The following is a 10,287-nucleotide window of genomic DNA, read 5'->3' on the forward strand; positions in this document are numbered from 1 at the left end:
GCAGCCTCGCAGGCTCGGCAGCTGCTACAAAAGCAACGCAGCCTCGCAGGCTCGGCAGCTGGTACAAAGGCGACGCAGCCTCGCAGGCTCGGCAGCTGCTACGAAAGGGACAAGGACAACCTCCAAAGCCAACCCGATCCATAGCAGCTGCCGGGCTTGCAAGACCGACGCGATGCTGTAGCAGCTGTCGAGCTTGCGAGGCTGCGTCCGGCTGCGTAGCAGTCGTAAAATCAGCCAGTGCGGTGCATCAGGAACGCCGCGTATTGCGGGGTTACGATTGCTGCGCCCGATCGCGGCCCGAGCCGAACGCAGCCTCGCAGGCTCGGCAGCTGCTACGAAAGCGACGCAGCCTCGCAGGCTCGGCAGCTGCTACGAAAGGGACAAGGAGAACCTCCAAAGCCAACCCGACCCATAGCAGCTGCCGAGCTTGCAAGACCGACGCGATGCTGTAGCAGCTGTCGAGCTTGCGAGGCTGCGTCCGGCTGCGTAGCAGTCGTAAAATCAGCCAGTGCGGTGCATCAGGAAAGCCGTGTATTGCGGGGTTACGATTGCTGCGGCCGATCGCGGCCCGAGCCGAACGCAGCCTCGCAGGCTCGGCAGCTGGTACAAAGGCGACGCAGCCTCGCAGGCTCGGCAGCTGCTACAAAAGCGACTTAGCGACGCAGCCTCGCAGGCTCGGCAGCTGCTACAAAAGCGACTTAGCGACGCAGCCTCGCAGGCTCGGCAGCTGCTACAAGAGTGCGTCGTGGCGGTTACACGCGAAATTGCCTGAGTAATCCGTTCAGCTGTTCACTCAAGTCCTTGAGCCGCACGCTGGCCACGCTCGATTGCTCAGCGGCCAAGGCGGTGCTGTGGGATAAACCGGCCGCCTGGGTGACGTTCTGGTTGATGTCCTCGACCACCTGAGCCTGTTGCAGAGTCGCGCTGGCAATGGACGCGTTCAAGCCGTTGAGATTGCGCAATGCCTGGCCGATCGCACTCAGGCTCGCGCCGGCCAGGCCAGCCTGTTCGATGGTCAGTTGCGAGGCGCGGCTGCTGTCGCCGATCACCTTCACCGCCGCTTCCGAATGATTTTGCAGACGCTCGATCATCGATTGAATTTCGGCCGTCGACTTCTGCGTGCGCTGCGCCAGCAAACGGACTTCGTCGGCCACCACGGCAAATCCGCGTCCTTGCTCGCCGGCCCGGGCAGCTTCGATCGCGGCGTTGAGCGCCAGCAGGTTGGTCTGTTCGGCGATGGAGCGGATCACTTCCAATACGCTGCCAATTTGCGTGCTTTCGGCTGCGAGGGTGCGAATCACTTCCACGGCCTGATCAATCGTCGAAGACAACTTGTCGATTTGCTGCAGGCTGCCGTCAATGTTTACCTGGCCCTGCTGCGCCTGCGATTCGGCATCGCGCATTTCACTCGCCGCATGCTCGGCGTTTTTCGCCACGTCCTGCACGCCGTAAGTCACCTCGTTGATCGCGGTGGCCACCAGCTCCATTTGCTCAGATTGCTGTTGACTGCGTTGTTGTGCCTGAGCCGCATCGTTGCCCAGCTCGCTGGAAGACTGGCCCAGTGCGCCGGCGGAAATTTGCAGCTCGCCAATCACCAGCCGCAGCTTGGCGGTGAACGCATTGAAGTGCTGCGCCAGTTGCGTGACTTCATCGTGGCCATGGGTATCGAGGCTGCGCGTCAGGTCGCTTTCCCCACTGGCGATGTTGGCCATCGCGTTCACGGTTTCCTGCAGCGGGCGAACAATGCTGCGGGCAATCAGAATCACCAGCAGCGCCATGATCGCGGCAATCACCAGCCCAATGAACGTAGCCTTCCAGACCTGGCCAGCGAATTCGGCCTGCATGTCATCGATGTACACGCCTGAGCCAATGATCCAGCCCCAGGGCTCGAACAGTTTCACGTAGGAGGTTTTTTCCACCGGCGCCTCGGCACCCGGCTTTGGCCAGCGGTAATCGACGATGCCGGCACCTTTGCTTTTGGCCACCGCGACCATTTCGTTGAAGACCGCAAAACCGTCGGGATCACGGATTGCCGCGAGGTTCTGCCCGTCGAGTTTAGGATTGGCGGGGTGCATGACCATGACTGGGGTCAGGTCGTTGATCCAGAAGTAATCGTTCTGGTCATAGCGCAGGCCGCGAACGGCAGTCAGCGCTTGTTTTTGCGCAGCGTCGCGAGTGAGGGTGCCGGCGGTTTCCAGGCCATGGAAATAGGTCAGAATGCCGCTGGCCGTCTGCACCACGTGTTGGGTTTTCTGCACTTTGGCGTGATACAGATCCTCATGGATCTGCTTGAGCATCAACACGCCCAAGGCTAAAAGCATCACCACCGCCACGATCAGAATAAGCCACAAACGGCGGCTGATCGACATGGTTCGCAAGCTGTTCATACCGCTGTCACTCCTGTTTCTTGTTCTTGTCATAAATGGTCGCCAGCATCCCTGCACGCTTTGCTCACCGGACGTGTCCGACGCAAGTCTTATAACGTGGCAGCGTTAATCAGGCTTGTCTGATAGGATTTCGGCCCCGCGCCGGAAAACCTGAATACCGAACGATATTTCAGCCGATGCTTTTCGCTGTCGTCCAGGGAAGAAGTGCGGGGCAGAGCGCGTTGATTGCAGTGAACGTTTGAAAATTATTATTGGGGCATGCCGCAGCGCATTGCCTCCTGGGGGATTGATGGACCTTTGGACCGCCGTGCAGGCATTGATACTTGGGGTTGTAGAAGGGCTGACGGAGTTTTTGCCGATTTCCAGTACCGGGCACCAGATTATTGTCGCCGACTTGCTCAACTTCGGCGGAGAGCGCGCCATTGCGTTCAACATCATCATTCAGCTCGGCGCCATCCTGGCGGTGGTCTGGGAGTTTCGCCGCAAGATACTTGATGTGGTCACCGGCCTGCCAACGCAACCGGGGGCGCGACGCTTCACCGCGAACCTGTTGATCGCGTTCATGCCCGCCGTAGTGTTGGGCGTGCTGTTCTCCGATCTGATTCACGAATACCTGTTCAACCCGATTACGGTTGCGGCGGCGTTGGTGGTGGGCGGTGTGATCATGCTCTGGGCTGAGCAGCGACAGCACGAAGTGCATGCCGAAACCGTCGATGAGATTACCTGGAAAGACGCGCTGAAAGTCGGCTTCGCCCAGTGCCTGGCAATGATTCCAGGCACCTCGCGCTCTGGCTCGACGATCATTGGTGGCCTGCTGTTCGGCCTGTCGCGCAAGACCGCCACTGAGTTCTCGTTCTTTCTGGCGATGCCGACCATGGTCGCCGCTGCGGTGTATTCGGGCTACAAGTACCGCGATCTGTTCGTGCCGGCTGATTTCCCGGTGTTCGCCATCGGATTTGTCACCGCGTTCATCTTCGCGATGATCGCCGTGCGTGGCTTGCTCAAGTTTATCGCCAGCCATAGTTATGCAGCATTTGCCTGGTACCGGATTGCATTCGGTCTGGTCATTCTGGCCACGTGGCAGTTCGGTTGGGTCGACTGGAGCGCCGCTCAGCCATGAATAACGCCAGCGCGCGTACTCCCTCCAGGGCCGGTATCCAGAGTCTGCGCCTGAAGCTGCTGGTGTTTGCGATCGTGTGCGCGCTGCCGTTGTTGGGGTCGGTGACGCTATGGCTGCGGGGTATCTCGCTGGTTCCCCTGGTGGCCTACGGCGTCGTCAGCCTGCTGGCGTTTGTTCTGTATGGAAGCGACAAGCGCAAGGCGCGCACGGACCGCTGGCGCACCCCGGAAAACGTTTTGCACGCTGTCGAGTTTGCCGGAGGTTGGCCAGGTGCGTTGCTGGCTCAGCAAATATTTCGGCACAAAACCCGCAAGGTTTCGTTCCAGATACTGTTCTGGGCCATCGTGCTGCTGCATCAGGTGTTCTGGATAGATCAACTGTTTCTCGGTGCCAATCTGCTCGCATTGTTCTAAAGCAGCAGACTGACCTGAGTGCGCTTGGGCAACCTGCTCACCACCAATTGATGCGAGCGTTGCAGCAAGTCTTTCAGCTCTGCGCCAGCGAGCGGGTAGGGCGTCTGCATGATGATCCACTGTGCCCGCGCCAGATAAGGTGCTGGGTGAATGCCCGGACGGTCGCAATGGCCCGCAAACACATCCTTGTCGACTTTGAACGCGAGAGAATCACCGCGCAGGTTCTGCAAGGCGAACATCTTGTTCCCCGCAATCGAAAACACCCGCACGCCACCCCATTTGTAATCCTCCCGTGCACCGGGCAACGACAGGCAGAAATCGGCAACATCCGCTTCGTTCATGCGTCCCGCCTTCATAGCAATCGCTCCCCGCAGGCATCGAATGATTCCACCATATGGTCGATCCACGCTCGCACGGCCGGCATCACCCCGCGCCGATGAGGGTAAACCGCTTGCAGCCAGCCACCCGGCAACGACCATTCCGGCAACAATTGCAGCAGCGTGCCGTCCTTCAATTCTTCTTCGCAATACATCATCGGCAGCATCGTAAAGCCTTGGCCGGCAAGCGTGCAGGCCTTGCGAACGATGAAATCATCAATACCCAGCCGCGCTTCGAGGCTCAGGTCGACTCGTTTGTTGTGCTGATCAAACATGCGAATGTGCACCATGCGGTCTGCTTCCAGGGCGCCGAGCACTGGCAGTTTTTTCAGCTCATCGGGATGATTGATCACTTGCCCGTGCAAAAGCGCCGGGCTGGCGATCAAGAGCATCTGCGCCTGACGCAAGCGGCGGGTCACCAGCAACGGGTCCTCATCACCAGGCTCGCGCACCCGCAGGGCGACGTCGACGCCTTCGGTCACCAGATCGACGCGGCGATTCAACAGCATCACCTCCAGTTGTACCAGCGGATATTTGTGCAAAAATTGCGCGATGATCTGCGGCAAAATTTCGTGCGCCAGGCCGACTGGACAAGACACCCGCAAGCGTCCGCGCGGTTCACTGGACATGCTGGCCACCGTTTCGTCAGCCATCTCTGCTTCCAACAGCATCGCCTGGCAGTGCCGCAAATAGCGCTCACCCACGGCGGTGAGTTTGAGTTGGCGAGTGGTGCGTTGCAGCAGGCGTGCGCCCAGGCGTTCTTCCAGCTCGGCAATGCGGCGCGACAAGCGTGATTTGGGAACGCCGATCAGTCGCCCGGCCGCCGCGAACCCCCCGGCTTCAACCACTTTCGCAAAGTAATACAGGTCATTGAGATCTTGCATCCTGAGGCTCAACTGTTCTATCAGTAGGACAAACTATCGCATTATTGCCGGCTAATCAGTTATTGATTTCATCTGTAGCATGAGTTCATCAGATCGCCCCGGGCGGTCCTCACCTGGAGATCCCACATGAAACTGCTGCATATCGATTCGAGCATCCTTGGCGACAACTCGGCCTCCCGTCTTTTGAGCCGCGAAGTGGTCAGTGCCTGGCAGGCTGCTGAGTCCGCCGTTGCAGTGACTTACCGCGATCTGGCCGCCGATGCCATCAGCCATTTCTCCGCTAACACACTGGTCGCCGCTGGCACTGCTGCAGAATTGCGCGACGCTGCCCAGCAGCATGAAGCGGACCTCAGCGCTTCGACCCTGGCTGAATTCCTCGCCGCCGACGCTGTAGTGATCGCCGCGCCGATGTACAACTTCACCATTCCCACCCAACTCAAAGCGTGGATCGACCGCATCGCGGTGGCCGGTCAAACCTTCCGCTACTCCGAAGCCGGGCCTGAAGGCCTGTGCGGCAACAAGAAAGTTGTGATCGTTTCGACTTCTGGTGGTTTGCATCACGGTCAGGCGACTGGCGTGGCACATGAGGAATACCTGAAAGTGATGTTCGGCTTCCTGGGTATTACCGACATCGAGTTCGTCCGTGCTCACGGCCTGGCTTATGGCGACGAAGTTCGCAGCAAGGCGATGAGCGATGCGCAGGCGCAAATCAGCGAGCAACTGTTCGCCGCTGCCTAAGGCCTGAGCCTGGCATTGAAACACCCAGCGACACCCAAAAAACTCTGTATTCTGATCACGCAAGTGGCAGATACGGAGTTTTTTGTTTCTGGCTATTGCTGGTCCTGGCTCGGAGTGTGCACTCGGGAGCCAAGGTCTTCAGTCGGGTAGCGGGGTGTTGCATCGATGGTGCGTCTTGGTGCGGTTCTGCTTTTGTGCCTGCTCGGCAGCGTTGAATCGGTGCACGCCGCACCCGCCGGGCATCACTGGAGCGTCGGTTTTCACCAGATGAGTATGCGCGATCCGCTGGATCTGCAACCGATGCGTGCCATCGCGTTCTATCCGTCCAGCGCCCGCAAACACGTCAGCACGCTTGAGGGATACGAAGTGGAGGCGGGCGAAGACGCCCGTGTCGCCATCGGCCGTTTTCCTCTGCTGATGCTGTCCCATGGCAACACTGGAACACCCCTGGCGCTGCATGACCTGGCTACCTCGCTGGCGCGCAAGGGTTTTGTCGTGGTTGATGTGATTCATCCGGGCGACAACTCCATGGACCATAGTCGACTCGGCACTCTAAGCAATCTGTATGGGCGACCTGTGCAGATTTCTGAAGCGATCACCGCAACGTTGGGCGACACCCTGCTGGCGCCATTTGTAAATGCCGACCAGGTCGGTGTCATCGGTTATTCGGCGGGCGGCGAGACGGCCCTGATTCTGTCTGGGGCGACGCCCGACCTGGAGCGTTTGCGCCGGTATTGTCAGGAGCGTCCGGACGATCACGATGCCTGCAACACCCACGGCGAGCTGATTGCCGATCGCGATGATTTGCAGCCGGTAGCAGATCCGCGTGTCAGGGCTTTGCTGCTAATGGCGCCACTGAGCCTCAAGTTCGGCCGGCATACCTTGGCCGATGTGCACGTGCCGGTGTTGCTTTACAGTGGCGACGGCGACAAGCTGGTCGCCTTCGACAAGAACGCCGCAGCACTGGCGCGCAAACTGCCGATCGCTCCGGATTTCAAATTACTGGCGGGGGCAGGGCACTTCGTGTTTATGGCGCCGTGCAATGAAGAGCAGATCGTTGCGATGCCGGCGTTGTGCACTGACGCGGATGGCGTTGATCGAAAAGACATTCATCGGACGATGATCACTGAGGCCGGGCGGTTCTTCGCCCACGCACTCGCCAATCACGACCGAGCCGGTCTGCAAACCGCCGATCAATGAATGGTCGGCGGTTTTTCCAGTCAGTTACTTATTAGCCAGAGCAGCCTCCAGTGTTTGAACTCTGGTATTCAACTCGCGAACCGATTCAATAAGAGGCGCGACCAGTTTTTGATAATCCACTTGCAGAAGCTCACCTTCAGTGCGCACTAGTTGTGGGTAAACCTTCTGTACTTCCTGCGCGATCAGGCCTATATCCGACCGGTCATTCTTTTTCCAATTGAAAGTAACACCCTGCAGCTTCAAAAGATTTTCAGTTGGATTTTCCAGGCGCTGGACATTGGTTTTCAGTTGCTCGTCACTGAATGGGCAACACTCATTGCCAATGTCGCCCGGGCCGCCAATGTCCCAACACACGCCATTATGACATAGCTGGTCTTGAACCGTAGTTTCCGCCTGCGCCGTGGAGTAAAGACCAAAGGCCAGGATCGGGGACAGAAGGGATAACGATAACATGCGCATTTTTGTTTTCTTCCTGTTTCGATTTATATAAGTGCAGCGCACCGCATAGTGCCGAAGTTAAAAAATAAAACAACGGTTGTACGCTGGATCAATCAATTCGGAATATTGCGCGGTTGTTATAATTTGAATTGTTCGGTCTTGTTACATAATTGAAAAAATATAGTTTAATAAATTGTGCGTTTTGCCTGCCATAACAGTAATAACGTCAGACCAAGTCCGGTAGTGGACAATAATGCCGCGCTCAAGAAGATCCACGAATATCCCATGTTCAGGGCGATCGCACCCATTAATGGCCCGGCAATCGCTAACGCCAGATCAAAAAAAACGGCGTAGGCGCTCAGCCCCGCACCTCGGCTGGACGTGGGCACTTGCTTGATCGCCTCGACCCCCAGCGCCGGGTACACCAACGATAAACCAAAACCGGCGAGGCCTGCGCCGATCAGCGCAAAACCCGTCGACGGCGCCAGCCACAGCAGCAGCAGGCCGACCGTTTCGATACTCATGCAGGCAATCGCTGTGGTGAAGCCGCCGAACCGGCTGATGCTCGAGATGAACAGCAGTCGCGCCAGAATGAAACAGATGCCGAACACCGTCAGGCAGTAAGCTGCCCCTGTCCAGCCGCGACTGACGTAATACAAAGTAATAAACGTGGTCAGCGTGCCATAACCGATCGAAGCCAGGCTCAACCCCGCGCCAAACGGAGCAATACGCCCGAACACCGCCCAAAAGGGCAGCCGCTCGCCGCGGACCACCGGCACCGAGGGTTTCTTGCGGATCAGCAGCAGCGCGAGCAAGGCCAACAGTGATAGCGCAATCCCCAGGCTCATGAACCCCAGTTCCCCGACCATCAGTACCCCCAGCGGCGCTCCGATGGCGATCGCACCGTAAGCGGCAATGCCGTTCCACGAAATCGACCGCGCCGTGTGTTCGACGCCGACCTGGCCCATGCACCAACTGATGGTGCCGACCCCGATCAAACCTTGCGCGACGCCCAGCAACAATCGACCGGCAATCAGAATCATCAGGCTCGGCAACGGGAAGCTTTGCAACAACACCGACACCAGGGTCAAGACGCCACTCAGAACAATTCCCGACAACCCGTAAACAATTGCTCGCTTGGTGCCGATGCTGTCCGAGACACGCCCGGCCATCGGCCGACTCAACAGGGTGGCCAGGTATTGCGAGCCAATGGTCAATCCGGCAACGACTGCACTGAAGCCCAGTTGTTCATGGACATAGCCCGGCAATACCGCAATCGGCAGTCCGATGCAGATGAAGGCAATAAAGGTGTAGAAAACGATGGAGACGATCTGCAGAGTGATCGCCATGGAGCTTTGCGGGGGCAGTTGCTGCACGGACATGAGAGCTCTTTCGCGGGCGGCGGTGGGAGACCGGCATCATGGCTGGGGTGTGAGATAAAGGAAAGCAGCCTAACTACTTTCTCCGAGTGAGCCGTTAGACAGATCGCCCCCACGCAGAGTGTAGGAACGATCAGAATCAAAAGATCGCAGCCTTCGGCAGCGCCTACGCTGGAATGCGTAACCCTACAGGAGCTGCCGAAGGCTGCGATCTCTTGATCTTCAGCCAATAAAAAGCCCCGTCACACGACAGGGCTTTAACTTGCAGCTTGCAGCCTGAAACTAACCGCTGCCCTTAAAACACCACCCCTTGGCTACGCAGGTAATCGTCATACGTACCGCTGAAGTCAATCACGCCGCTTGGGCTCAGCTCGATGATGCGGGTGGCCAGGGACGATACGAATTCACGGTCGTGGCTGACGAAGATCAGCGTGCCCGGGTAGTTTTCCAGCGCCAGGTTCAGCGCTTCGATGGATTCCATGTCCAGGTGGTTGGTCGGTTCGTCCATGATCAGCACGTTCGGCTTTTGCAGGATCAGCTTGCCGAACAGCATGCGACCCTGTTCACCACCGGAAATGACCTTGACCGATTTGAGAATCTCGTCGTTGGAGAACAGCATGCGGCCCAAGGTGCCGCGAACGATTTGTTCGCCACCCTGGGTCCACTGGCCCATCCAGTCGAACAGGTTGCAGTCGTCTTCGAAATCGTGCGCGTGGTCTTGGGCGTAATAACCCAGTTCCGCAGCGTCGGTCCACTTGACGGTACCGGCATCCGGAGTCAGTTCGTTGACCAGGGTACGCAGCAGGGTGGTTTTACCGATACCGTTCGGACCGATGATCGCCACGCGCTCGCCAGCTTCAACCTGGAAGCTGAAATCCTTGAACAACGTCTTGCCGTCAAAGCCTTTGGCCATGCGCTCGACGATGACCGCCTGACGGTGCAGCTTCTTGGTTTGTTCGAAGCGGATGAACGGGCTCACACGACTCGAAGGCTTGACCTCGGCCAGCTGGATCTTGTCGATCGCCTTGGCGCGGGAGGTGGCCTGCTTGGCTTTCGAGGCGTTGGCCGAGAAGCGGCTGACGAACGATTGCAGTTCGGAAATCTGCGCTTTCTTCTTGGCGTTATCCGACAGCAGCTGCTCGCGGGACTGGGTCGCCACGGTCATGTACTCATCGTAGTTGCCCGGGAACAGACGCAGTTCGCCGTAATCCAGGTCAGCCATGTGGGTGCACACGCTGTTCAGGAAGTGACGGTCGTGGGAGATGATGATCATCAGGCTGGAACGCTGGGTCAGGATATTTTCCAGCCAGCGGATGGTGTTGATGTCCAGGTGGTTGGTCGGTTCGTCGAG

General features: G+C 58.2%; 10 protein-coding genes. 4 read left to right on the forward strand and 6 right to left on the reverse strand.

The window, feature by feature from the left end; translation table 11 throughout:
* Positions 1 to 752: 752 nt before the first annotated feature.
* Entirely contained in the window at positions 753 to 2,387 is a 1,635-nt protein-coding gene (locus F8N12_RS15755; RefSeq protein ID WP_150581256.1) for a methyl-accepting chemotaxis protein, read from the reverse strand.
* Positions 2,388 to 2,676: 289 nt separating this feature from the next.
* Between F8N12_RS15755 and F8N12_RS15760 the strand changes: the two genes are divergently transcribed.
* Positions 2,677 to 3,507 (forward strand): undecaprenyl-diphosphate phosphatase, encoded by an 831-nt coding sequence (locus tag F8N12_RS15760; protein ID WP_150581257.1) that lies wholly within the window; start codon positions 2,677 to 2,679, stop codon positions 3,505 to 3,507.
* Positions 3,504 to 3,920 (forward strand): DUF1294 domain-containing protein, encoded by a 417-nt coding sequence (locus tag F8N12_RS15765; protein WP_150581258.1) that lies wholly within the window; start codon positions 3,504 to 3,506, stop codon positions 3,918 to 3,920. Before F8N12_RS15760 ends, F8N12_RS15765 begins: the two co-directional genes overlap by 4 nt.
* On the opposite strand, the gene F8N12_RS15770 is transcribed toward F8N12_RS15765, so the two are convergent.
* Together F8N12_RS15770 and F8N12_RS15775 are read right to left on the reverse strand one after the other, a co-directional pair.
* The gene (locus tag F8N12_RS15770; protein WP_150581259.1) at positions 3,917 to 4,276 is read right to left on the reverse strand and encodes an MmcQ/YjbR family DNA-binding protein; all 360 of its coding nucleotides are present in this window, start codon (positions 4,274 to 4,276) and stop codon (positions 3,917 to 3,919) included. The two genes, F8N12_RS15765 and F8N12_RS15770, sit on opposite strands and share 4 nt — an antisense overlap.
* Positions 4,273 to 5,181, reverse strand: coding sequence for a LysR substrate-binding domain-containing protein (locus tag F8N12_RS15775; RefSeq protein WP_150581260.1), 909 nt, complete (start codon positions 5,179 to 5,181; stop codon positions 4,273 to 4,275). Before F8N12_RS15775 ends, F8N12_RS15770 begins: the two co-directional genes overlap by 4 nt.
* A 126-nt stretch (positions 5,182 to 5,307) precedes the next feature.
* Between F8N12_RS15775 and F8N12_RS15780 the strand changes: the two genes are divergently transcribed.
* On the forward strand, positions 5,308 to 5,919 hold the full coding sequence (locus F8N12_RS15780) for an FMN-dependent NADH-azoreductase (RefSeq protein ID WP_150581261.1): 612 nt from the start codon (positions 5,308 to 5,310) through the stop codon (positions 5,917 to 5,919).
* 165 nt (positions 5,920 to 6,084) lie between these two features.
* Positions 6,085 to 7,119: an alpha/beta hydrolase family protein gene (locus F8N12_RS15785; protein WP_150581262.1), complete on the forward strand. Its 1,035-nt coding sequence runs from the start codon at positions 6,085 to 6,087 to the stop codon at positions 7,117 to 7,119.
* 24 nt (positions 7,120 to 7,143) lie between these two features.
* Here F8N12_RS15785 and F8N12_RS15790 read toward each other — a convergent pair whose 3' ends face one another.
* The 3 genes from F8N12_RS15790 to F8N12_RS15800 all read right to left on the reverse strand — a co-directional run.
* Positions 7,144 to 7,578, reverse strand: coding sequence for a tail fiber domain-containing protein (locus F8N12_RS15790; RefSeq protein ID WP_150581263.1), 435 nt, complete (start codon positions 7,576 to 7,578; stop codon positions 7,144 to 7,146).
* A 164-nt stretch (positions 7,579 to 7,742) separates the two neighbouring features.
* Complete coding sequence (locus F8N12_RS15795) at positions 7,743 to 8,939, reverse strand: MFS transporter (RefSeq protein ID WP_150581264.1); 1,197 nt, start codon at positions 8,937 to 8,939, stop codon at positions 7,743 to 7,745.
* 292 nt (positions 8,940 to 9,231) lie between these two features.
* On the reverse strand, positions 9,232 to 10,287 hold a 1,056-nt coding region (locus F8N12_RS15800), incomplete at its 5' end, for an ATP-binding cassette domain-containing protein (protein ID WP_150581265.1).

Source organism: Pseudomonas fluorescens (assembly GCF_902497625.1).
Lineage (GTDB): Bacteria > Pseudomonadota > Gammaproteobacteria > Pseudomonadales > Pseudomonadaceae > Aquipseudomonas > Aquipseudomonas fluorescens_BQ.

Coding starts and splice junctions, on each gene's coding strand:
- F8N12_RS15755 (WP_150581256.1), bottom strand. CDS start 2,387: ATGAACAGCTTGCGAACCATGTCGATCAGCCGCCGTTTGTGGCTTATT.
- F8N12_RS15760 (WP_150581257.1), top strand. CDS start 2,677: ATGGACCTTTGGACCGCCGTGCAGGCATTGATACTTGGGGTTGTAGAA.
- F8N12_RS15765 (WP_150581258.1), top strand. CDS start 3,504: ATGAATAACGCCAGCGCGCGTACTCCCTCCAGGGCCGGTATCCAGAGT.
- F8N12_RS15770 (WP_150581259.1), bottom strand. CDS start 4,276: ATGAAGGCGGGACGCATGAACGAAGCGGATGTTGCCGATTTCTGCCTG.
- F8N12_RS15775 (WP_150581260.1), bottom strand. CDS start 5,181: ATGCAAGATCTCAATGACCTGTATTACTTTGCGAAAGTGGTTGAAGCC.
- F8N12_RS15780 (WP_150581261.1), top strand. CDS start 5,308: ATGAAACTGCTGCATATCGATTCGAGCATCCTTGGCGACAACTCGGCC.
- F8N12_RS15785 (WP_150581262.1), top strand. CDS start 6,085: ATGGTGCGTCTTGGTGCGGTTCTGCTTTTGTGCCTGCTCGGCAGCGTT.
- F8N12_RS15790 (WP_150581263.1), bottom strand. CDS start 7,578: ATGCGCATGTTATCGTTATCCCTTCTGTCCCCGATCCTGGCCTTTGGT.
- F8N12_RS15795 (WP_150581264.1), bottom strand. CDS start 8,939: ATGTCCGTGCAGCAACTGCCCCCGCAAAGCTCCATGGCGATCACTCTG.